Here is a 24,465-nt window from a genome sequence, read left to right on the forward strand (position 1 = left end):
CGGTGCAGCTTCCCGACAATATCCCGCCCTGGGTGGCCGATATCGTCATCGGGCATATCCCGGTATGTGACCCGGCGGCCATGCGGCGGTGCGCCGACTACCTGTCCGCTACCGCGAACTCCCTCGTACTGCTGGCCGACGAACTCGACCAGGTGGCGCTCGATCAGCTCCACGAGGCGGTCGAGGGCGCTGCCGGTGAGGTGATCGCCGAGCAGATCCGCACCGTCGCCGCCGATAAACGCCAGCTGGCCGAGGGTTTCGACGCGCTGGCGGGAAAAACCTACGAGGCGGCGACAGCACTGGAATTCCAGCAGTACCTGGCAGCCGGGATCGCCGCGGCGCTGGCATTGCAGCTCACCGTTTCCCTGGCGATGTTCGCGGCCGGCGGGTCGATGATGGCGGTGGCGCAACGCCTCGCCGCCAAGGAAGCCGTAACCCTCGGCTGGCGCAACATGCTGTCCTGGATGGCCCAGATACTCGCTAAATGGGTGGTGCGGTTCCCCCGCTTGTCGATGACCGTGGGCGCGGCCATGCTGGGGATGGCCATCGGCGGCACCGTGAACTGGGGCGCACAGCGTGTTCAGGTCGCCCAGGGCAATCGGGACGAGGTGAACTGGCGCGAAGTCGGCGTGGCCGTCGTGGCCGGTGGTGTCGGTGGCGCCGTGGGCGCACCGATCGGCCGGGCCATCGCCGCCGCGGTGAGCCGCCGGACGCTGACCTCGCCCTCGAAAGCGGCCCGGATGCGGGGGCAGGTGCTGGCGACCCTGGCCGCGGGGGCCGTCGGCGGTGTATCCGGAGGCGTGGCGGGCGGTCTCGCCGCATACGCTGTCACCAACGGTGAGCTGCGCCGCCAGGACCTGATCAATATGGCGATCACCGGTGCCGGATCGGGGGTGGTCGGCTCGGTAGGGTCCTCGCTGCATTCCGCCCGGGCGGCCGCCCGATCGAGCCCACTGCCCACGAATTCCGCACCGGGTCGCGACTTTCCCGATATCGCCTCCGGCAACGGCGATACCGCGGATTCCTCGGCTTCCGCACCGGTCGCCGGCGGCCCGCGCGTGAGCGGCGGCTCGGTGCGGGCACCACGTCCTTCGCTCCGCGACGGACACGCCCCGAGGCCCCGGCATCTCACCAGCGCCGATATGGCGAACGGCGACGAGGTTCCCGCCGGTCTCGCCGGCCGGGTCGACGAGGTGTTCCAGCGGACCACGGTGAAGCCCGCGGACTTCGCCGAAGGCGGACCCCGCACCGCCGCCGAGAACTTCGTCGCCGAACAGCAGGGATTACCGCGCCGGTCCGGCGTGGGACCGGCGGAAGGAAACGGAACTTCCACTCCGAAGGACAACGGAGCGCAGCCCGGTTCGCAGTCCGGGCAGCGCGGCCCGGGGGCACCGGCGAGCACACTCGCCCCGACCGGCGGCCACCCCGCTCCCTCCGGTGCCGTTTCGGCCGCCCCCGAGGCGCGACCGGTGCGCCCGGCCCCTTCCGTCTCCGCCGCACCCGATACCCTGCCTCCCCCGATCTCGGCGGAACCCATCGCCCCGGGCGGGGTAGCGGAGGCACCGGGAGGCGAGGTCACCGCCCGGGCCGCGACACCGGCTACCGAGACCTCGAGTGGTCCCCTTCGCGATGCCGGATCCACGGAGGTAGGGACGGGTCCCGAACACATACCGCCGGGGCACGACGGCCTCACCCCGAACCGGGGGGACGGCGGCACGGTCGCAGACCACGGTCCCGGCCCGACCACCGGAGAGCGCGGCGCGGCCCCGATCGGTAACGCCGACGACGGCCCCCCGGCAACCGGCGACGGCGGGTGGGCCCACCGCTCACTGTCCGACGGCTACCACCCCGGTGAGATGAACTGCGCACCGGAAGCCACGGCACACACCCGAGAGGTGACCGGTTATACCGGGGGAGATCCGACCGCGATCACCGACCGGGCGGCCGCCCGGGGTGTCGACGCGGAGTCGTACGCCAAGGCCCTCGGCGGCGATTGGAAACCCGGCGGATGGGAATCACCGCAGGCACTCGTCGACGACGTCCGGCGCACCGGCGGGCATATCGCCGCGGGCGTCCAGTTCAAACACGGGGCACACGCGTTCACGGTCACCAGAACCGAAAACGGCCATGTCGTGATACACGAACGGGTCGGCGATATCGTGCGCGATATTTCCTCGGAAGGTGTCGTGCGCGAATACCGGGTCGACAGCGCGGGTCGCCGGATCGGCGAGGTCCGCCAGACCTATGATCCGGATGCGCTCGACACCTGGCTGTCCCAGCTACCCGAGGTCCTGATCACCGGCGGTATTCAATTCGGGCGCGACGGCTTGCCACAGCTTCCGCTCGACGGAGCGGAACCCGGCGGCCCCGACGGTCTCCGGACCGGCCTCGACGTCCCCTGGGACGAGATGGGAAACCGGCCCGACGGCGGTACCGCCCTCCTCGAACGCGAATCCACCCGCGACTCCGGCCCCAACGGGCTGGACCCGGCCACCGAAGCGGCATTCGCCGACCTGGCCCGCAGGTTCGAACTACCCGCCGCACCAGCGCCACCGGAACGTACCGCCCCGGCCCTGGTCGCCGCCGACACCCGGCCCGCCGGGGTCGCACCGGAATCCACCGTGTCCGGGGACCGGGCCACCGTGGAGCCGGTCGCTGTCCCACCCTCCGAACCCGCGGCGCCGCTCACCCGTGACCTTTCCGCCGCGGTCTCCGCGCCGGAAACGGCCGCCGGACCGGCACGTCCGAACGGCGAAAGCTCCCGGGCTTCCGTATCCGGCCCGGACACCGCGCCTCCTCCGCGGGTGTCCGCCGAGACCGCGCCCACCATCGCCCCGGACCACGGCTCCGTCTCGACCGAGTCCGGCTCCGCTACGCCTCGCCTCGACACCGCCGCACTCCCGATCGCACCCGAACCCCCGGCAATACCTCGGATCCCGGCCGCGGAACCCACCCGGCTCTCCGTTCCGGCGCCCGACCTCGGTACCCACCCTCCGGATCCGCCCGCCACCGTCACCGGGGCCCGGCCCGATCCGGTATCCACCGAGCATGCCGTCGCCTCTCCCGGGACCGAGCATTCGCCGAGCAAGGTGACACCGCCACCGATTCCGGAGGCTCCCGCACCCCGCGCGACCATCGCTGCCTCCGAGGCACCCCGCGCACCCCATACCCACGACCTACCGAGCCCCACCCTGGCCGCCCGGCCCGGAAACTCACCGCAGGACCTCCCCACCGAACCCGATGAGTTCCGCCCGCAGCTCCCCGGCCCGCTGGTGACGATGCCCCGCCCCGGCCTCGTCCCGGACCCCGGCGAGTACGGCACCTCCTACCCGATGGAACTGCCGCTGGAGTACGAACAGCGCGAAGGCGGCTTCATCGACATCCCCGGCGTCCCGCATACCGAAGAGGACACGTCGAGACGCGAGCCGACGATACCGCGCGAGATCTCCGAATCCCGCCCGGAACTCCCGGCCGAACGCCCCCGTTTCCAACCGCACGACCCCGGTGAACCCGACCGGGAAGAGAACCCGCACGCCGAACCACCCGCCATCCCGTGGGCGGCGCCCCCGCAGCGCTTCCCGGCGGCACCACCGACACATCTCCCCGCCACGCCACCGGCCGGCCCCGCCGAAACCGGGCTGCGACCGAATCACTTCCCCACCCGTCCGGACGAAAACACCCCCGGTGCTCCCACCGACCCCTCCCGACGGCCCGGCCTCGACCCGCACAGTCTCGTCTACGCCCCGCCGCTGGGCGAACTTCCCCGCCCAGCGACCGGGCCGGGGGCTTTCCCGGCCCCACCTCCCGGGAAGCCGGTGGAAGCGGCCCGCCCGGTCCCGTGGGCCCAGGGGGGAACCGGCGGCGAACCCGGCAAACGCCGCCGGAAACGACAGTCGCCCGAGGACGGATCACCACCGGCGAGCCAACCGGTGGTGATGCAGCAGCCCGCGGATCCTGGCGAGAAAGCGCGGCGTCGCCCGCCCGGGCCCGCCACCGGTCCGGCCGAGAACCCTCGCCTACAGCCGAACACCGGAGACGAGGACAGCCTCCGTACGGCGAGCAACTCGCAAGATCGGCCCGGGTCCGGTGAGAGGCCGGCGACGGATCGTTCCCCCCACGACGAGGTGAAGGCAGCGCTACAGCCGCAGGGGCCGCTCATTTTCCGGCATGTCCTGGCCGCGTTGGGCGTCGAACCTCGATCCGGCGGTCCCGAGACGGAGAGACTGATCCGGATGGCACGGGAAATCACCGACGCCACCTTCCGGGAGGCGCTGGCGACATGGCCGTCCCACCGGGAGGAGGGATTGGTCGACTGGTTGCGGCACACGGCCGATGACCAGCTCGCAGCGAAGTACTTCCAGCGGATCCGCACCGGGGTTCTCGAAACCTTGCGTAATACCGCGCTCTCCGAGACCGACGCGGATTTCCGGTTGGTCGAAGAAATGGACCGGGACCAGTTCGAGCGATTGTCTCTCCCCCCAGCACACAACCAGTGGCTACGCAGGCGTTTCTGGCTGGGGCTGGATCGCGAGGCCGCAGATTCCGCGATCTTCGCCGAGTCCACTCTCACCGCGGCGCTGCGCGATCCGGAACAAGAAGCCATCGGCATGCTCCTCCACGAACTCCGGTCACTACGCGCCGGAGCATCCGCCGGGGGCCCGGAACATGCCGCCTCGCCATCGGAACGACCGGCGGTGGAGAGCACCTCCGCCGAGGGCATACCGGCTGTGCTCGCCGATCCCATTCCGACCACCCCGACCACCAACAGCCTCGGCTTGACTCCCCGCGAGATCACGGTGCTCGATCTGATCGCGGCGGACATGTCGAACAAGGAAGCCGCCGCCGTGCTCGGTGTCTCGGCGGAGACGGTGAAAGCCCACCTGTTTCGTATTCGGGGCAAACTCGGCATCGGTGAAAGAGCGGCGATGGTGGCGATTGCCATACGCGCCGGCATCTCGGGTAACACCCACCCCGTAACCGGCGAGCCTTATGCGTCGAGTGCACCGCCGGCCTTGTCCGAGCAACAAGCCGGCATTCTCGAAAAGGTAGCGGAAGGACGATCGAACAAAGAGATCGCCACTACGACCGGTCTCACCGCTTACCAGGTCAAGAACCGCCTCGTCGAGATCGGCGAGATACTGGGCGCGCGCACCCGGGCCGGAATAGTAGCGACAGCCCTGCGGATCGGGGCCCTGCCGCTCGATTCCTCTTCGCCACCGGTAGAACCGGAGAGCGTCAGTGGCCACCCCCAGTTGTCCGCCGGAGAGCTGGCGATCCTGCATCATGTCGAGCAGCGGAAGACCAACCGTGAGATCGGCCTGGCCACCGGGAATTCGGCGGCGACCGTCGATTCCGTGCTCTGGCGGATCGGCCGCAAACTCGGCACCGGAGACCGGACAGCGATGGTGGAAGCCGCGCGCGCCGCGGGAATCCTCGCCGGTCCCGGCTCGGCGGCCGAGCAGAGTGGCGCTTCTCCGGTCACCGGAGCTCGCGCCGAGCTGACCGTTCGCCCAGGCGACCGGACTTCCGCCGATCTCGCGCGGGCGCACACGGCGCTGCGCGATCTGCTGGCCGGTACGCCGCTCGAATCGCGAACCGGGGTGGCCGCGGAACTGGTCGGTGCCTTGGTGACCACCGCCGAGGGCGCGGCCGCCGTGCGGGCGGTCAGGGGCGGCCGGGGAGACACCCAGTGGCTGATCGTCGAGGTGACCGACAAGAGCCGGGCCACACCGGTGCGGGACGTGCCGGATCCCGAGACCGGTGTGCTCACGCCGACCGAGACCGGCGAGCTGCTGGCCCTTTTGGACGAGAAGTCGCGCACCTGGGGGTTGGAGATACACCGGGACGGCGACCGGACCAGGCGGTTCACCCTGGCCACGCCCGCCGTGCCCGACGGATCGCTGCGCCCCGCGCCGGATCCGGTGATCGATCTGACCTTCGCTCGGCACGAAGTGGCCCCGGCTGGTGGGACCGTCCGCGGCGCTGTGGTCGATCTGCTGGAGCGCGCGGGATGGCCGGAAGACCGCACCGAGATGATCCGCACGGCGGTATCGGAGATATTCGGCAATGTCGCCCTGTATGCCCCGGAGGGAGGTGCACGGGTCCGGGGCTGGTTCACCGGGTCGGACGAGGAAGAGCTCGTGGTCGAGATAGCGGATGATTCCCGCGGCGCCCCGGGCTGGAAGTTCACCGCCGCGGAAGCGTCTACCGAGCCGATCACCGCGCCCGCCGACGATTACGACCCCGCCGCGGCGAAGGCGCTGCTCGAGTCCATCGACCTCGAAGCGCTGCTGGCCAATGAAATGAACGGTCCGCGATTGGGTGCCAACCGGGCCGGCGGTACCCACGACCGCGGTGGGCGGATCGTTCTGAAAGCCGCGTCCTCGATCGGCTACGAGATGGCGGCGAACGGCGCTCCGGGCAAAACGGTCGTGATGCACTTTCCGAAGGAGATATCGGAACAGCCCGCACCTCCCATCGTGTCCGGTGACGAGGAGTCCACTCCGGGCAGCGCACCGCCCCGGCCGGCCGGTGGTCCCACCCCCGGACCGGAGCCTTTGGCCGTACACCCGGGCAACCCGGAGGAAGCGATCGGCCGGCGCGACCGCGGCCGGCACAACCCTTTCGTGGGTGGGCCGGGTTACGCGGGCCTGGGCGGGCCGGCGGTCTGGTTCCACCACCCTCCCGGCGATCCGCGACCCGGACAGCGAGAGGCAGAGCATTCCCCGGCGCAGCCCCGAGGCAACCCGCCGGAACGACCTGCGAGAACCGAATCCCGGCCCGGCTCGGGACCTGCCACGCCCACGCACCCGTCGGGCGGAGTCACAGGGCAGGCGGGCACGGTACGAACGTCCGAGCCCGGCTACGCGCTCGCGCGCTCCGAGAAGACCGAGGTGGCGGCCGAGGGTGCGACCGATGTCCCGTTCCATCGGGTGATCGTCCGGGCAGGACGTATCTACAACGTCGCCGACGGCAGTCTCCACAATTCGGGCCCGATGGGTGAGGTCTTCCTCATCGGGCCCGATCCCGACGATATCCGCTGCGGGCCGGTCTCGGATTTCACCCACAGCATTCTGTACAGGACCCAAGAGCCGGGCACCGAAGGGGCTATCGGGTGGGGGATCTGGATAGTAGTGGACGGCGAGCCGCAGCCCGACCCCGCCGCGCCCGAGTTCAAGCTGGCGTTGGGTGGCTACCCGTTCGGCGAGCAACAGTTCGACCCGAAATTCATCGCTCAGACGCTGGAGGTCCTGCGCTCGCGGGGACTCGATATCAGTGCGGCGCAGGTGAGCAGCGGCGCCTTCCAAGGGCGGATGTGGATCTCCGGCAGTGTGAAGCCCAGGATCGAGCGGTTGGTCGACAATCTCCCCCGCAACATCTCCGGCCTGTTCGAGGGTTTCGGCAACGATTACTGGGTATCGGCGGTAAGCACCGAACCCGGTCCGGACTATTACTCGATAACCCTCGACATCCACCCTGTCCGCGCCCACCCGGGCCGGGTGACCCTGGAACTGCGCCGCGAAGACAACACCTACACCGCCCGGTACATCGATGTGGACCTCGGGCAATCGCCGGCGCGCGTGAACCCGGCACTGCACGCCGTGCACCGCCTCCTGGCTCCCTGGCTCGCGGAGAACGACGCGGTCTTCCTCGGCGGTCTGCCCGAACCGGTGGACGGGCCGGAGCCCACGGACGCTGCGGGAGAGAACCGAGCCGGGCCGGACGAACCACCGATCCCACGCGGCGGTGGCACACCGGCTCCGGGGCCGGAGCCTCTCATGTTCGCACCCGAGGTCGACCCCCTCGGCAACACCGCGCGGCGCGGCCACCGGCCCGGCCTCCGGGCAGGTGAACGCTGGGCGGTGTGGAACGGTATCGGGAACGGTCCCGACGCCGACGCCGCCGGACCGGACGCGCGAAACCCGGACCGGCCCCGCGTTCCCACCGGCCGAGGCTCCCGGGACGAGGCCGCGGAACTGCGGGCATCGGTCGATACGACCCGCCTGGACTCGGTACGCGCGGCGTTGACCCGAGATCTGGCCGCGGCGCGGCGCGACGGCAGTACCACGGCGGCGGATACGACTCGGCTCGAGCAGATCCTCGCCCACCTCGACGAACTGCGCACCGCCCTGGACCGAGCGGCCCCCGCGCCGGCACCGCAACGGTTCCGTCTGCTGGTGCACCATTTCCATGCCGCCGCGGAACGCGAGGCAGCCGAGAGCGATGCCGGCGATATCATGGCCGGGCGGGTTCCCGGCGACCTCGAGGAAGTACTCGACAGATACCGCGCGGCGCAGGAGCGTCTCCGCGCGCTGGGGCAGGACCTGGATTCCGATCGGGCACGGGCGGTATCGGCCGAACCCGCCCCCGCGCCGACGCCGTGGTCCCCGGCCGCGCACGGCGACGCGGATATCGCCGCCCTCCGGCAGGTCGATATCGCGCGGCTCCGCCGGACAGCCGAGCAGGCCTTCGCCGAGGTGGTGCGGGCGGGCGAAACCGCCGATAGTGTTCCTCCGGAGGACACGGCCGCCGCCCAGCGGGCTTTCGAACACTATGTGGCCCTTCAGCACTCGTTCGGCCTGCTGGACGAGCTGCTGAGCACCGTGGAGCTGCCCCCGGCGGTGATCGACCGCAACCGCCTCGGATTCTTGATCGAGCACTTTCACCGTGTTCTGACCGAGCCCGCCTACCCACCGTCCCCGTTACCGCGAGAAGAGCCCCGGACCGCCGCCGCACGGCCCGAAGACCGCCGCCCCGCAGGCGGTTCCGGCCCCGCCCCCGGACCTGTCGCATTCCACGAAGTCGACCGCGCCGAAGTGTTCGACCTGCCCGTGCGCACGCCCCGCCGCCCCTTCGCGGGCCGACCGGACCTCGACAAAGCGCTGGCCTTCCACCACGACGCGGACGGCCGGGAATGGGACGGCAGAAGCACGGACCCGCAGGCCGGCCGGAGCCCATGGAACCGAACGACCGCGGCCGGACAACCCGCCGAAGTAGTCGCGACCCCGCGGCTCCCGGGCCCGCGGAATTGGGGCCGCCCGTTGAGTTCCCCCCAGGATCTGGCGCGAGGGCTCGCACAGGTCGCCGCGGCCCTCAGGGTACGTCCGGAGGTGTTGACCGAGGACGCTCTCCACGAGGCGCTCGCTTTCGTCCAAGCTCCATTGCGGCAGGACATGGACGAGGCCATCGATACGGCCATGCAGAGCACGCGGCTCCACGAGTTACCCGCTCTCATGGGCGAGTGGATCGCGAACCGGACGGCGCCGGACTCTGGTCCGAGCCGTGAGCAGATCACGGCGGCACGGACGCGTACCGAGCAGCTGGAGCAGAAGTTGTCGGAGATTCTCGGTTTACCGGTAACGCGCACACCGGGGGATCGGGTCGAGGGAAGCGTTCCGCTGCAGGTGCTGTACGACTATTCCGGCAATTCGGAGTTGGGCCGGGTGCTGGAGACGCTCCAGGAATTCTATGCGTTGCAACAACGGGCGGAATGGGATATCGCTCCCACCGGAGCGCCGGAAAGTATGGCGCGAACCTTCCGTATCATGCACTCCGTACCCGTCGAGGGACACCATCGGCTCACCCCCGGACAGCTCGGGGAATTGCTGCACACCCTGCACACTTTGCTCAACCGGTACCCTGTTCGGCTGCGCAAGGTCGCGATACTGCCGGATTCCGAAGCCGATACCCCTTGGGCTGTGGCGCAACCGGAGACAGCGGACCGGGAGATCCGCAGTCCTACGCTGAAAATATACGTCCCCGATTCCTTCTCCGAGTCATTGGGGGAATCGGTGGTTCAAGAATTCGCCCGTATACTTTCGCTGGCCGGACGGTGGCGGGCGCAGGCCCATGCGATGACCGTTTTGGAGCGGTACCACCTCGAGGAATACAACGACCCGGACGGCTTCACGGAATGGATCCGAGAGCAGTTCCCGGCCGAACTTTTCGATCAGGACGGTAATTTGCATGTCCGCCGGGCACTCGCCGACTCGTTCGAGGCCGTTCATCGCGAGACCATCGGCACGGATACTTCCGGCGATACCGTAACCGAAGGGCAGCAGGTGCTGTACGACCTGCTGGTCGGTACGGCCGAGCATTCGAACTTCCGCAGCGATCACGCCTTCCGCGCCCCCTCGACCGAGGCGGAGATGGACCAGCTGAACCAGAAGCGGGAGCTGATCCAGTATTTCGAGACCACACTCGGCCTCGAGGTCGTGGGGCTGGACATGGTCGACGTCGATGTGGCAACAGTACGAGAGATCGTGGAGGAAATTCTGGACCACCACGAGGAGTTCGGGGATCTCACCGGACTCACGAAGGTGGCCGTACTGCCGCTCGACGGACCGGATACTTTCGCGGAAACGAGAGCATTTTTATACGGTACCCATATCGTATTGAACGAGGAATGGCTGATCGACAGGAATTCATTCCGATCGGCCGTGAACCATGCTGTAGGAATCGGGCATTTCATCAGCGTGCCCGACGAGCCGGTACGCACGATCGTCGACCACGAACTCGGCCATGTCCTTCATTACTTCATTCACGCCGACAGGGATCCCTCGGAGGAGAACATCGCCCGGGTCGAAGACCTGGGGGCCGTAATGCCGGAATTGTTCGAACTGTTCCTGGAAAGCAACCCCGAGGACACGTCGAACGAGGCCCTCTGGAAATGGCTGAGAAAAATTCTGAGCGGATACAGTTTCAAGCGCAACGAAAATACAGGCGATGATGACACGGACGCTTCCGACGACTTCGTCATAAATATCGCCGAGGCCTTCGCCGAAGCCCGTACCGCGGTTCGTAATCTCGGCGCGGACGCCGGCGGGCCTCAGCTGGTCATGAGCGCGCATCTCGAACGACACGCCCACGCGGAGGTCGCGCGCAGGCGCTATCGAGCCGTCGAACCGCCGGGCGAACCCTCCGGCGATTCGATATCACTCCCGGCACGGGCCGCCGGCCCCGCCCGGCCACCCGCTACCGGCGGCGAATCACCCGAGGTCAGGTCGGCGGCAGCCGCGGAAGCCGTTCCCACCCCCCAACAACCTCCTGCGAGCACCGAAGCCACCCGGCCCCGGGATTGGGGCCGTCCCCGGAGTTCCCCCGAGAATGTCGATCGGCTGCGCACGAAGCTGGCGGCGGTATTCGGGGTCTCGGCCGACGTGGTGAGCGAGAGTTCGTTCCGCGCGGCGCTCACATTCGTCCAGGCCCCGCTGGAGGGATTGGACCCGGCCGACTGGACCGCGTTCGACAAACACACGCCGCTCATCGAGTTGCCCGCGCTGATGGGTGAATGGATGACGAACCATACCGTCCTGGGCGCGGAAAGCTCCGATCCACGAAGAGAGCGGGCGAACAGGCAACTCGAGGAACGGTTGTCCGAGATGCTCGGTAGTCCGGTCCCCCGCACGCCGGCGACCGATATCGAGGGGATCGACCTTTTCATAAAGCTGAAAGCCTGGGCAGATATCCCGCTTCTACACGAAGTCGCGGAGGTCGTGCGGGAATTCCACGAACTGATGAGAGTGGCCGCATGGGACCGAGCACCGACGGGTACGCCGGCCGAAATGATAAATGCGTTCCTCGTCATGCACCATGTAGCAATCCAAAAGTACCACATGATCACCGACGCCGAAACGATCGAGGTGGTGCATATTCTGCACCAGCTGCTCACCCGATTCCCGTTGAAACTGACTCATGTGCGGATCGCACGAAGCAAGGACGATACCGTACTGACTTCCACGAAACCGGTCATCATGGGCCGGTCGATATACCAGACCTACTTGGATATATACCTTCCGGCAACGAAACTCCCCGAGCACCAGCTGAGCGACGCCATAACCCTGGAGTTCGCGAAGGTGCTCACACTGGCCGGGCGGTGGCGGGCGCTGGGCAACGCATCGAACGAGTTGCAGAACCACTACCGGCAACACCACGATCCAGAGACGAACGGGTTCGCCGACTGGCTGGCGGAGCAGTTCCCGGAATGTATCCCGAAGACCGGATATTTAAATGTCGAGAAAGCTCTGGAAATATCGTTTTCGAATAATTATCAAGAAATTCTCGGCCGCCGACCCGAAGCCGGCCTCGGGAACACCGAGGGGCAGCGAATACTGTACGACCTGCTGGCGGGTACCGCCGAACAATGGAACTTCAGCAACGAGCTCGCGTCCCGCTTCCCTTCGAACGAGGCAGAGGCCGGAGCGCTCGAACAGCGGGAGGCGCTGATACGGAAAGCGGAGCAGGATCTCGGCCTGCAGCTCAGCGAACTGGCCGTGATCGATTACAACTTCGATACCTTACGAGAAATTTTCGATACGATCCGCGACCATCGGAAGCAATTCGGCAGCACCACAGGACTCGATAAATTATCCGTCGCACCTATAGAAAATGATTTAACGCTCGCCTTTGTCACCAGAACCAGGGACGGTAGAACGAGAATGACCGTGAGCGAGCGATACGTGGTGGCCAGAGACGAATGGCACAGGATATTCGAGAACGCCGTCCGAACAGGACATTTCATATCCGCGCGCGGCGAAGCGGTACGCTCTACCGTGGCCCACGAACTCGGCCATGTAATGCATTATTTCATCTTGGATGGAATGGACACACCCGAGCCGGAGACCACCGAGACGGAAAAGCACTGGGAGGCGGTCACTCCGGCCCTGTACGACCTTTTCCGCCAGGAAAATCCTACGAAAGATTCCTCCGAAGAATTTTTTTCTTGGCTTCTCGAGGTGTTGAGCGGCTACAGCTTCACCACAGACGAAAAAACAGGAATCCGCGAAGTCGACATCATGGAGGCCTTCGCCGAAGCCCGAGCGGCTGCCCGCACCATGGGCGACGATACGCCGGAAGCACAGCGGATCATCAACGAGTACCTCGAACGACGCACCCATGCGGAAGTCGAGCGCAGGCGAAATTCCGCCGAACAGCAAGCGGGCGACGACAAGCGACCGGACGGCCCGGCCGCCGGTTCGGCGACGTACTCGAAACCGAGTACCGACCGGACCGCACTCGGCAGAAAGCCCTCCCGAAGTGAGCAGCGTGCTGCGGGAACGCCTCCGGACGGGCCGAGGCCGACCGCCACGCGGCAACCCGCCCGCTCCTCTCACTCGTCACTCCCACGGGAAGACGACGAGCCGCGGCGCCCCGCGTCCGATATATCCCTACCAGGGCATCGAACGGACAGCCCGGAAGGACGCTTCGAAAAGCTGCGTACCGCACTGCTCTCCGTTCTGGCCGCCGATACGACCGATACGAACCCATACCAGCTCATCGCCGACGCCGACTCCGGCGAATTGGCGGCGGCCTTCGCAGCGCTTTCGGCCCGCGAGCAGCGGGCGCTTCAGCAGCTGGCCGGACCGAGACCCGGCGTAGCTCCCGGAGGCGGTTTCACCAGGCATCAGGCATCCTCGGCCGTCGACCGGATCACGGCAACACTCGAATCCGCGCAACGTGAATCGGCGGCAAGGGCGGCTCAGGCGATCGCCGATATGAAGCCGGAGGAATTGCGGGCCGCCCTCCACCGGCTCACCGGGCAGCAGCAACGACTCGTCATCGGTTTGTTCGAACAACGCCTGACCCCAGCCACGATGGCATCGTTGACGGGCTACGACGAACCGACCATCGAATTGCTGACACGCGGCGCAGTGCGTCGGCTGGCCCGGTTCATCGCCGATGACGCGGTTGCCGATGTCCCAGAAGCAGTCCGGCTCGCCACGAGGCACCCACTCGCCGAGCCGCTGACCACCCAGCAGGCGAATCGGCTGATCGACCTCGCGCGTCGTGACGAACCCGAAGTCCTGCGCTGGTACATCGAACACCGGCTTCACGGTGACGAACGGCGGGCGGCCGAGCTACTGTTCGCCGACGGCGAAAAGGTGGCAACCGTCGCGACCAGAATGGACGTCAGCGAACGCCGTGTCCGGCGTCTACTGGAAACGGCCAGGGAAAAGCTGGCCGATCCCTTGGCCGCTCGCTTGGGGATCCCCGACCCGGAGGCGCGGGAGAGCTCGTTCCGCCGCGGACAGCGCCTCGCGCAGACAGCTGTCTTCTCCTCCGTCCAGGAAGAAACCACCGCCCTGGATCACCTCCTGCACCGCCTGATCGAGCTATTCCCCGCATGGCAGCCCACTGTGGTTCGCCGCGACTCCTCCCCTCCAGCCGGGACCGGGACATCGTCACAGCTGCCGAACCCACCCAGATCCCGCAACGCACCGACCCCTACTGTTGACGGCACCACGGACCGCCCATCGGACGATGCGATCCGACGGCGGGAATTGCGTGAGGACTTCGGTCTGCGTGCAACGCTGCATATCACAGACGATGGCGCCGCTCCCGGCCTCGCCCCGGATACGAGTAGTCGCGGTGATGCCAGCACCCGAGCGGGGAGAACTCCCTGGAGCGGTCATTCCGTGTCCGTCGAAGAGGCCCTCGATCTTCCGCACCGGCGGCATCGGGCCTCCCCGCTGTGGACTCCCCACATCGGGCGGGGCGTGCCGGAGCAGGCGTTGGCCTTCCATCACGACCACGAAGGAGAGGATCACGACCGAGGGGAGGAGAACGAGGCGCCCGAGCCCGGCCCGACTCCCGAATCCGCGGGCGAGATCCCGCGGCCCGGTTTCCTCGAGCGGATGCGTGAAAAGGCCCGGCCGCAAAACCCGCATATCGCGCGGTTGTACACCGGCGCCACCTTCTCCACCATCGGTGGGGTCGGCCTGGCCACCTATGTTCCGCTGCTCGTCGAGCAGATGAGCGATTCCGCGCAGTTGACCGGCCTCACGACCTCCGCGACCGCGGCCGCCGCGCTGCTCGCGCAATTCCCGGCCGGTTCCATCGCGGACCGGTACGACAACCGGCGTGTCCTGCGCATAGTATCGGCGACCGGCCTCGCGACCACCGGTATCGCCGGCGGCTGGATCCTCGCCGGCCTGCCGGGTGCGCTGGAGGCCGTTATCGGCTCGGCGATCATCGTCGCGGTCACCGATACCGTCGCCGGGACCAGCACGACAGTCTACGGCCGGGCCCTGGCCGCAACGGAGGAACAGAAGAAGGCCACCATGACACTGGCGCTCGTGGAGCGTCAGGCATCCGGCAGTATCGGCAGATTCGTCATCCCCATGCTGGGCCGGGTTTCCCCGGGGCTTCCGTTCCTTGCCGACTCCGCCTCCTACGGAATCAATCTCTGGGCGCTGGCCAAGGTGCCGCAGGTTCCCGCACAACCGGTGTCCGAGCGAGCCCGGCTGCTCGACGGCGCGCTCGCGACGTGGCGGGACTCTTATTTGCGCGGTAACGTCGGACTGCTCGTGCCCTGGGGTTTCGGGGCCGCCGCCAGCGGTGTGCACATGGCGGAGATAATCAACAACACGGGCTACTCGGCGACCACCGCGGGATTGCTCATGTCGGCCAGCAGCACCGGAGTTCTCCTGGCCGCCTTCACCCCGAAGCGGCTCATGGACCGGATCAACCTGAAATGGATGCATCCGGTGACGATGGCGACATGGACGGCCCTCATGGCCGGATACGCGACCACGACCGACCCGTGGATCCTGGGGACGACCTCGGTGGCAGTCGGCTCCACTGTCATGCTCACCAACAAGAAGTTCTTCGAGTACCAGGCCGATGTAGTGCCCGCCAAGGCCATAGGCGGCGCGCTTTCGACGACCAATATCGTCAACGGCGTAGGGGGGATCATCGGCGGCGCGGTCGGTGGTTTCGTGCTCCAAGCGTTGGGCGGGGCCGCGACGGGATGGATGAACGCCGGTATTTTCGGTGCCGCCGCGGCCACCTCGACCGCGCTGGCGTTGCTCACCCGTAAGAAGCCGGCATCGACCGGCGCGGATACGGAGGGACAAGAACCGGCCGAGACGGCCGATACCACCTCGGTCGTTATCGAGAACACCGCGATTCGACTCGCTCGGACTTTCCGCGCGTTCGGCGGGAACGATCAGCTCGAACCCGATGTCACCGATCCGCGCTGGGCGACCGAAGACAATTGGCGACCGCTCGAGGAAATTCTCCGCACCCAGCTGCGGCCGATCCCCGGCACCGGCGGCATCGCCGCCATCCGTGCCGCCGCCGAGAGCGTGCGCACGAGGCGGAACGGTATCGACACCATCGTTCTCGTCGCCGAGGGCGAAACCACACACGGCTGGATATTCACCAATGTGGAGGGGAATGTCCTGGTCTTCGACACCGGTATCGATAAAACCAACGACGACATTCCTCGGGTACGTAACTACGACGGCGACGAGAACGGCGAGAACAAATGGGAACCCGCCCATTTGAACAAAGAAATCGGGACGGTCTACGCCGCCTACTTCACCGCCCACGACGGTGTCCCCCTGCCACCGCCGCAGCCGCTGCGAGCCCGTGCGCACTCCCGCCATCCACGCATGATCCGAGACGCGCAGTGACAGGCAGCGGGCATATGCGCTCAGCACTGCCGGCCAGGCCCCACCGCATACGGTGGTCGGGGCGTCCGGTGTTTCGACGTTCTCCATCCTTTCCCGGACCGGGGATACCGGGCACAGGCTGATAACCTCGGCGCGCCGACCGCCAGCGGGAGCCGCGCGACCGTGTCCTGTCGTGTCCGTCGCTTTCGCGGAGCAGACCATGCGATCGGCCGCGGAAGGAGAGACGGCGTGGCCGACGAGCCGGGCGTGCTGACGACCGAGCATCCCTTGATCCGGGCACTGACCGCCGAGGCACCCACCGGATGGGAGCGGATCGATGCGGCGTTCGCCCTCACGGTCACCGAGCGGACGGCGACCGTCGTCTGTTCCGTGGGCCGGCGGACTCTCACGGCCTACCCCTCGGAGATGGTTCTGGACCTGGCTCGCGATCACCGGATGCAGACGACGCCGCCCGGTGGGCCGTGGTGGCGGATGCTGCTCACCCTGACCGGCTCGGGTGGGATCGAGGTCGAGTACGACTACGGTGAAGTGCCGTTCCCGGAGTCCCAACTGTTCGCGCCGGAGGCCTACCGCGCGGATATCGAGGCCTTCCCCCGCGAGCGGGTCCCGGTGTGGCTCGGCGCCTATATCGGGCACGGCGACCGCCAGCGGCGCGATGCGTGGCAGGCGGCGGCGCAGGCGCGGACGGACCGCGACAACCGGATCTGGGCAGTGCTGGCGGAGAACGAATTCCCCCCGTTCCCGGTGCTGTGGGCGCGCTGGGCGACGATTTCCGCCGCCTTCGTCGCCATCGGGTCCGAGTGGGGGCCACGGATCCTGCCGTGGACCGCGGTGTTCGAAGGATCGGGGCGCTCCGGTTCGACCCTGTCGATTCTGCCGAACGGCCGGGCCGTCCTCTCCGGCGGAGTATGGAACGCCCCCGAACTCGATGCCGTGTACAACAACGGTGCCCCGATGCCGGGGTTCTTCGCCGGCGCCCCCGACTGGGTCACCGACGAGGTGCTGAACCCGCGCGCAGCCGCCGGGCTGCTGTCCTTCTGCTACTGGTGGGAGGCGGGCCGCTGGTACCGGGGCGAATCCCCGTCCGCCGAGCACTGCGCCACCGCGTTACCGGGCATGTGGACCGCCGAGACCGTGCGGGAGATCGTCACCGGCCTCGTGGGTGAGGCCGGGGGCGTCGCGAGCCCGGAAGCCGCCGCCGCCCTGATAGCGGCGGCCGAGACCGGTATGGTGACCCGGTCGGCGCTGGCCGAGGTCTTCAGCGAGGACCACGATATCGACGGGGCGTTCCATCAGTACTCGCTCGCCGGTCTGGTAGCCACCAGACCGGAGCCCATACCGGCCGAGCAGGCCATCGCTCATGTGCGTGACTACATCACCGGCCGGAACCTGGACACCACGGGCTACCCGCTGGCACAGCTCACCGCCGAACGGTTCAGTGTGGGCTGGATGGTCTATGTTCCGGTTCCCGACGGGGAGATGGCGATCGGCCGCGCCGTGTTCTACGTCGCCGACGACGGGACCCTGGAACATTCGAGTTCCTCGGTTCCACCGGCCACCGCCATCGCGCGGCACGAGCGCGCCTTCGCCGAACGGCACGGTCCGGCCGGCACCGACCGGACCCCCGCCAGGCCCTGACCGGCCGGTCTGCCGGACAACCGGCACGAAAATACGGAAAACCCGGGACCGTGCGGTCCCGGGTTTTCCGATGGTGGAGCTAAGGGGAATCGAACCCCTGACCTTCTCGATGCGAACGAGACGCGCTACCAACTGCGCTATAGCCCCGTGCGGCTCGGTGAACCGCGCTGTGCCACTCTAGCAAATCGGGTTGCAAGAATCCGAATCGAGGGGTTGACCTGCGGTTCTATCCGAGACAACCGCCCCGGTTCAACGGACTCGCTCGCACCTCACGCCCCCGCGGCGCGACGGATCTCCCCACCCGTGGCACGGTTGCGTACCGTCCGGGCGGCCCCGGCGTCATAGGGCTCGAGGTGCTCGAAGGCGGGGTCCTCGTCGTCGAGTTCGAGCAGATGGGAGCGGCGGCGGAGGGCACGGGCGGTGTCCCGGTCCATTCCCGGGCGGGCGGTGCGCGGTGCGGCGGCTTCTCCGGCATCGAAACCCGGGGCGGCCGCGGGCTGTGCCCGACCGGCCAGGCGGGCGCTGCGGCGCCGCCGGATCTCCTGCTCGATACGGACCTGTTTGCGGAGGTAGGCGAGGTAGGTGACGAGCGAGAGCGCGGTCCCCCCGCAGCCCCACCAGAAGAGCGGAGCGATGGCGACGGCGAGACCGCCGCACAGCACGGTGCCGAGAATGAGCGCCACCACGGCCCGTTGCCGGAAGGTATAGCGGGCGGCCCGCGCGACGGCATCGGCCTCGGGGTCGTAACCACCGCGCCCGCGGCGGGTGGGAACGAAACCTTCGTCCTCGTCCTCGGGTAGCGCCGCGCGCGGACCGGCTGTCCGGACGGGCGGAATCCGGGCCGGCGCGTTGTCCGGGATACCGGACTCGGCATCGATGCCTTCTTCCGCGGCGTAGCGGACGCGCGCGGAAGCGGTTCCCGTCTCGTCTTCCACGCCGGGGCCGAAATCCGCTGCGGCCTCGGCGTGGTCGTCGACGCCTTCCAGCCGTTGCTCGTCGGGCGCGGTGATGGTCTCCTCGGCTGTGCTCATCGGATCCTCCGCATCGTTGCCGTGGTGACGCTTCCTGTGGGACCGGGCGGACCGCTTCTTACGAGCGCGCCCACTTCCTTTGCGACGTTCGGAATCACCACGATGCAGTACCCGCGTAGCCAGGGCGGTATCGGTCGTCCGGCGAATCCGGGGATGCCGGTCGGCGAGGATGGGGAACAGAACGAAGACCCACAGCACGACCAAGCCGATCCACAGGATCGAGTTCGGCATCGTCGTCAGCACCTCCATCCCGCCTGGTCGTCGTCCAAGCCCACCCCATGAACCGTGTCCGTCCCGGTGCCGGAGTTGTTCCCCGCGGGCACGTTTCGCAGATCGTGGTACGAGCTCTGCACCGGCGACGCAAGACGCACCACCGACGTCCGTAGGTTAATTGCCGGTAGGGGTACAACACGGCAGGCGCGCCGTGCACATGCGCCACACGAGTCACATTTCCACCAGAACCGATCCGGCCGAGCCGGTTCCGGGTGGCCGGCTCACCGCTGCGTCAACCGACCTTCCCGGGCCAGGCGATCGACGATCCCGCCGGACAGTTCCTCGACCGTCATACCGACCAGGAGATGATCGCGCCAGGCTCCGTCGACATCCAGATATCTACGGAGCAGGCCTTCTTCCCGGAACCCCACCTTGCGCAGCACGGCCTGACTCGCCAGATTCTCCGGCCGGACCGTGGCCTCGACGCGATGCAGGCCCACCGGGCCGAAACAGTGGTCGAGCCCCAGGGCCAGCGCCGCGGTCGCCACGCCCTGTCCGCCGACATCCTTGGCCACCCAGTACCCGATCCACGCCGAACGCAGCGCGCCGCGCACGATATTGCCGACCGTCAACTGGCCACTGAACGCACCGTCGACCTCGATGGCCAGCGGAATCATCGCGCCCCGGCGCGCTTCGGCTTTCAGGCTCGACCACAGCGGGGGCCAATTCGAGGCATGGTTGCGGGCATCCCAGGCGCCCCGTCCGGTCGGCTCCCACGGCTCCAGATGATTCTGGTCCCGTAATCGGATCCGGCTCCACGCCGCCGCGTCACGCAACCGTACCGGGCGCAGGCTCACCTCGCCGGCCCCCACGCGCACCGGCCCCAGGCGCGCGGGCCACCCGGGGTGCTGGGCGGCCCGGAATACGTTCATGGACTCCACTTCTAGCCGCGCTGCGCCAGGAACGCGACCCGAACCTTGTCACCGGTGCGGATTTCGGTGTCGTCGGGTTCGACCACGATCAGGCTGTTGGCCTCGGACATGGCGGCGAGCAGATGCGACGATGCGCCCGCGCTGTTGCCCAGCGGCTGCACCAGATACTCGCCGGTGGCCTCGTCACGCATCAGCTGAGCACGCAGGTAGCCCTTGCGGCCCGCCATGGACTGGATGGGCGTGATGGTCCGTGCCCGGATGATCCGGCGCATCGGCTGCCGTCTACCCAGCGCGATCCGGATCAGTGGCCGCACCATCACCTCGAAGACCACCAGGGCACCCACCGGATTCGACGGCAGCAGGAACGTGGGCACCTCGTCGCGGCCGAGCCGCCCGAAACCCTGTACCGAACCGGGATGCATGGCCACCCGGGTGATTTCCAGTTCCCCGAGCCCTTCGAGCGCCTCGCACACCTGCTCGGAGGCCCAGCCGCCGACCGCACCGGCGATCACCACCACTTCCGCCCGCACCAGCTGGCCCTCGACCACATCGCGCAGGCGGCGCGGATCCCCGTCGACGATACCGACCCGGTTCACATCCGCCCCCGCGTCGCGGGCGGCGGCGGCCAGTGCGTAGGAGTTCACGTCGTAGACCTGCCCCGGCCCGGGCGAACGGTCGATATCCACCAGTTCCTCACCGATGGAGATCACCGACAGACGAGGCCGCGGATGCACCAGCACCTTGTCCTGGCCCACGGCCGCCAGCAAACCCACCTGGGCGGGCCCGATGATCGTGCCGGCGCGCACCGCCACATCCCCGGGCTGCACATCGTCGCCGGCGCGGCGCACATAGTCGCCGGAACGTACCGGCTCGTACACCTTGAGACGGCCGCGCCCGCCGTCGGTGAAATCCAGCGGGAGTACCGCGTCGGCGAGGGTGGGCAGGGGCGCGCCGGTGGCCACCCGCACCGTCTGCCGCGGCTGCAGCCGGATCGGCTGCCGGGACCCGGCGAGTACCTCGCCGACCACCGGTAGCGTCAGATCGACCAGTTCACCGTCTTCGTCGCGGATATCGGCACCCGCGGAGGCCACGTCCACGCTGCGTACCGCGTACCCGTCGATCGCGGCCTGGTCGAAACCCGGCAGCGGTCGCTCGGTCACCACATCCTCGGCGCACAACAGGCCCTGGGCCTCGGAGATCGCGACCCGCACCGGCCGCGGCGCGACGGCCGCGGCGGTCACTTTGATCTGCTGATCCTCAACAGAGCGCATCCAGGCCTTCCCGATGTCCTCGCCGGAGCAGGCGATCTCATTCGTCCGCGGTGAGCTGCGGGTTCCAGTCCGGGCTCAGCCGGTGCTGGAGCCACTCGCGCAATGCGGGACCGTATTCCTCGCGTTCCAACGCGAAATCCACCGCAGCACGAAGATAGCCGCCGGGGTTACCCAGATCATGGCGCGACCCACGGTGCACGACCACATGGACGGGATGCCCTTCGTCGATGAGCAGCGAAATGGCATCGGTGAGTTGCAATTCCCCACCGGCGCCGGGGCCGATCCGGCGCAGCGCGTCGAAAATGGCGCGATCGAGCAGGTAGCGACCGGCCGCGGCATAGGTGGAGGGCGCCTCGGCCAGCTTGGGTTTTTCCACCATTCCCTTGACGCGCAGCACATTCGGATTCACCGCATCGGGTACCGGGGCCACATCGAATACACCGTAGGCACTGACCTGTTCCTTCGGCACATCGATCGCGCACAGCACGGTGCCGCCACGTTTGCGCCGGACCCGGTTCATCACGTCCAGCACACCACTGGGCAGGACCAGGTCGTCGGGCAGGAGCACCGCGATCGCGTCCTCGTCGGCGTCGAGCGCCGATTCGGCCTGGGCCACCGCGTGACCGAGGCCGAGTGGCTCCTCCTGCACCACCGAACTCACATCGAGCAGCCCGGGGGCCTTACGCACCTTTTCGAGCAGCTGGAATTTCCCGCGCTCGGCCAGCGTGCTCTCCAGCATCAGGTCTTCCACGAAATGCGCGACCACCCCGTCCTTCCCGGGGGAGGTCACGATCACCAGGCGTTCGGCGCCGGATTCGGCTGCCTCACAGGCCACGAGTTCGATACCCGGGGTATCGACCACCGGAAGCAGTTCCTTGGGAACCGTTTTGGTAGCGGGCAGGAACCGGGTTCCGAGCCCGGCCGCGGGAACGACCGCCGTCCGGAACCCCGGTCCCGGACCCTGGACGTCTCCGTTGCCCTGCGCTGCGGCCTTTGCTGTCATATACACACCCTATCCATCCGTAGCGCCGTCCAAACGGCTGTACACCGGCCTACCGCGGACGCCGCCGAGCGGGACCGGTACCGAACGAGCCTATGGTGGTCGCCGTGCGGATGCCCGACGAGATCGATAAGCAGGCCTGGCGCGCGGTGATCCGGGCGCGCCGGGCGGAACTTCCGGAGTCCGCGCGCGCCGCCGAGGCGGCCGCCCTCGCCGCCGCCGCGGCGGGGCTGGGTCCCGCTGAGTGGATCTGCGCGTATGTACCGGTGCGCGGAGAGCCGGGATCGGTGACGATGCTGGACGCGCTGCGGTCGGCCGGCAGCCGGGTGCTGTTACCGGTGACCGGTGAGCCGGGCCCCCTGTACTGGGGTGAGTACACGGGCGCGGAGGCTCTGCGCCCGGCCCGCTACGGATTGCTCGAACCGGCGGGCCCGCCGCTGGCTCCGGAAGCCGTCGCGCAGGCCGAGGCGGTACTGGTCCCGGCCCTCGCGGTGGACCGGCGCGGGGTACGGCTGGGCCGTGGGGCGGGGTACTACGACCGCACGCTGGGGCTCGCCGATCCCGTGGCGCGACTGATCGTGGTGGTTCGCGACGACGAGGTGGTCGAGCGGCTGCCCGAGGAGCCGCACGATATCCGGATGGGCTGGGCACTCACTCCGGGCGGCGGGCTCCGGCGACTCGGGGAGGCACCCTCCTGAGCTGGGCGGAAGTGGTATCCGGCACAGTATCGCGCAACGGGGAATCGAAGAGAGATTGGCGTTGTTGGCACTGTCGCCTGTAGAGTGCTAAGTCTCGAATACCGCGGAGGACCCAGTGCCAACCTATTCATACGCGTGCACCCAGTGCGACAACCGCTTCGATATCGTTCAGTCCTTTACCGACGAGGCACTCACGGTCTGCTCGGAGTGCTCGGGGACCCTGCGCAAGCTGTTCAACTCGGTGGGCATCGTCTTCAAGGGCAGTGGCTTCTACCGGACCGACAGCCGTAGCGGCTCCTCGACGGCCAGCGAACCGGCCAAATCCGAGAGCTCGACGCCGGCCTCGGCCGGTTCGAGTTCGGACAAGGGCTCCGCCGGCACCTCCTCGACGCCGGCGGCCGCCGCGAGCTGAACACATACCGCTACCGCCGGCAGGACGGTAGCGGTGACTCGGCGGTGCGGTAACGTCCCGACCGGTTCATCCACAGCCCGCTGGTTGTCCACAATCGAGCGCACGATCGTCCCGGCCGGATTCCGGGCTCCTACGCTCGGTCCATGAGTCCCGCTCGCCCCGGCCCGCGCGCCCGTCTCGGTTCCGGTGAAACCTGGCGCGATGCCCTCGACAATCGTCCGGAATGGGCGGACGCGGTCCTGCTCCGACGTATTCTGGCGGGTCTCTGCGCGGTGGCGGCAGCCGTTCTGTTCGTGCGCGGCGACCCGGACGCGGCTCGCGTCCAGGTGGTGGTAGCGGCCCACGATCTGGCGCCCGGGCACCTGCTCACCACCGCCGACCTCCGAATCGCGCACTACCCGCCGGGGGCCGTACCGGCCGGCGCCACCCGCGAACCGGCCGGCCTCACCGGCGCGGTACTCACCGCTGCCCTGCGCTCCGGCGAGGTACTCACCGATGTTCGAGTGGTCGGCCCGCGGCTCGCCGAGGTGGCGACGGGTGTTCCGGACGCGCGAATCGTACCGATCCGACCGGCCGATACGGCGGTTACCGGAATCCTGCGCAGTGGTGACCGCGTGGATGTGGTGGCCGCCGATACCGAGGACCCGGCACGGGCACGGACGCTGGCCACCGATGCGCCGGTGGTGCTCGTCTCGGGTAACCCCGCGGACTCCGGAACGAACCGTCGTCCCGAGCGGGTGGTACTGGTGGCGCTGGAGGCCCCGCACGCCGCGGTTGTGGCCGCGGCCTCGCTGCACAGCGCACTCACGGTGATCTTCCACTGATTCCCCGACCGACGAGAGGGACCGGTCGCAG

At 68.2% G+C, this 24,465-nt stretch carries 9 protein-coding genes and 1 tRNA gene; 5 read left to right on the forward strand and 5 right to left on the reverse strand.

From position 1 onward, the window contains the following. The first annotated feature begins 2 nt into the window (after positions 1–2). Together ACYR7D_RS02605 and ACYR7D_RS02610 are read left to right on the forward strand one after the other, a co-directional pair. On the forward strand, positions 3–16,415 hold the full coding sequence (locus tag ACYR7D_RS02605) for an MFS transporter (protein WP_459548032.1): 16,413 nt from the start codon (positions 3–5) through the stop codon (positions 16,413–16,415). Between the two features lie 228 nt (positions 16,416–16,643). After that, complete coding sequence (locus ACYR7D_RS02610; RefSeq protein WP_459548033.1) at positions 16,644–18,053, forward strand: hypothetical protein; 1,410 nt, start codon at positions 16,644–16,646, stop codon at positions 18,051–18,053. A 71-nt stretch (positions 18,054–18,124) separates the two neighbouring features. Here ACYR7D_RS02610 and ACYR7D_RS02615 read toward each other — a convergent pair. From ACYR7D_RS02615 to ACYR7D_RS02635, 5 genes are all read right to left on the reverse strand, one after another. Beyond that, a tRNA-Ala gene (locus tag ACYR7D_RS02615) sits at positions 18,125–18,200 on the reverse strand. Between the two features lie 122 nt (positions 18,201–18,322). Then, positions 18,323–19,315 carry a divisome protein SepX/GlpR gene (sepX, locus tag ACYR7D_RS02620; protein ID WP_459548034.1) on the reverse strand — a complete coding sequence of 331 codons (993 nt, stop codon included), beginning with the start codon at positions 19,313–19,315 and terminating at the stop codon, positions 18,323–18,325. Between the two features lie 263 nt (positions 19,316–19,578). Continuing rightward, the gene (locus tag ACYR7D_RS02625; RefSeq protein ID WP_459548035.1) at positions 19,579–20,229 is read right to left on the reverse strand and encodes a GNAT family N-acetyltransferase; all 651 of its coding nucleotides are present in this window, start codon (positions 20,227–20,229) and stop codon (positions 19,579–19,581) included. A gap of 11 nt (positions 20,230–20,240) precedes the next feature. Further along, entirely contained in the window at positions 20,241–21,500 is a 1,260-nt protein-coding gene (gene glp, locus ACYR7D_RS02630) for a molybdotransferase-like divisome protein Glp (RefSeq protein ID WP_459548036.1), read from the reverse strand. Positions 21,501–21,537: 37 nt separating this feature from the next. Continuing rightward, positions 21,538–22,503, reverse strand: coding sequence for a UTP--glucose-1-phosphate uridylyltransferase (locus ACYR7D_RS02635; RefSeq protein ID WP_459548037.1), 966 nt, complete (start codon positions 22,501–22,503; stop codon positions 21,538–21,540). A 92-nt stretch (positions 22,504–22,595) separates the two neighbouring features. Between ACYR7D_RS02635 and ACYR7D_RS02640 the strand changes: the two genes are divergently transcribed. The 3 genes from ACYR7D_RS02640 to ACYR7D_RS02650 all read left to right on the forward strand — a co-directional run bounded on the left by ACYR7D_RS02640 (position 22,596) and on the right by ACYR7D_RS02650 (position 24,434). Then, complete coding sequence (locus ACYR7D_RS02640; RefSeq protein ID WP_459548038.1) at positions 22,596–23,198, forward strand: 5-formyltetrahydrofolate cyclo-ligase; 603 nt, start codon at positions 22,596–22,598, stop codon at positions 23,196–23,198. 115 nt (positions 23,199–23,313) lie between these two features. Continuing rightward, on the forward strand, positions 23,314–23,610 hold the full coding sequence (locus tag ACYR7D_RS02645) for an FmdB family zinc ribbon protein (protein ID WP_459548039.1): 297 nt from the start codon (positions 23,314–23,316) through the stop codon (positions 23,608–23,610). Positions 23,611–23,753: 143 nt separating this feature from the next. Further along, entirely contained in the window at positions 23,754–24,434 is a 681-nt protein-coding gene (locus tag ACYR7D_RS02650; protein ID WP_459548040.1) for an SAF domain-containing protein, read from the forward strand. Positions 24,435–24,465: the final 31 nt, after the last annotated feature.

The sequence above is a fragment of the Nocardia sp. X0981 genome (assembly GCF_977089955.1).

Bases quoted from the DNA above. Each gene is read 5' to 3' on its own strand.
- ACYR7D_RS02640 (WP_459548038.1), top strand. From the start codon at position 22,596: ATGGTGGTCGCCGTGCGGATGCCCGACGAGATCGATAAGCAGGCCTGG.
- ACYR7D_RS02625 (WP_459548035.1), bottom strand. From the start codon at position 20,229: ATGAACGTATTCCGGGCCGCCCAGCACCCCGGGTGGCCCGCGCGCCTG.
- ACYR7D_RS02635 (WP_459548037.1), bottom strand. From the start codon at position 22,503: ATGACAGCAAAGGCCGCAGCGCAGGGCAACGGAGACGTCCAGGGTCCG.
- glp (WP_459548036.1), bottom strand. From the start codon at position 21,500: ATGCGCTCTGTTGAGGATCAGCAGATCAAAGTGACCGCCGCGGCCGTC.
- sepX (WP_459548034.1), bottom strand. From the start codon at position 19,315: ATGCCGAACTCGATCCTGTGGATCGGCTTGGTCGTGCTGTGGGTCTTC.
- ACYR7D_RS02650 (WP_459548040.1), top strand. From the start codon at position 23,754: ATGAGTCCCGCTCGCCCCGGCCCGCGCGCCCGTCTCGGTTCCGGTGAA.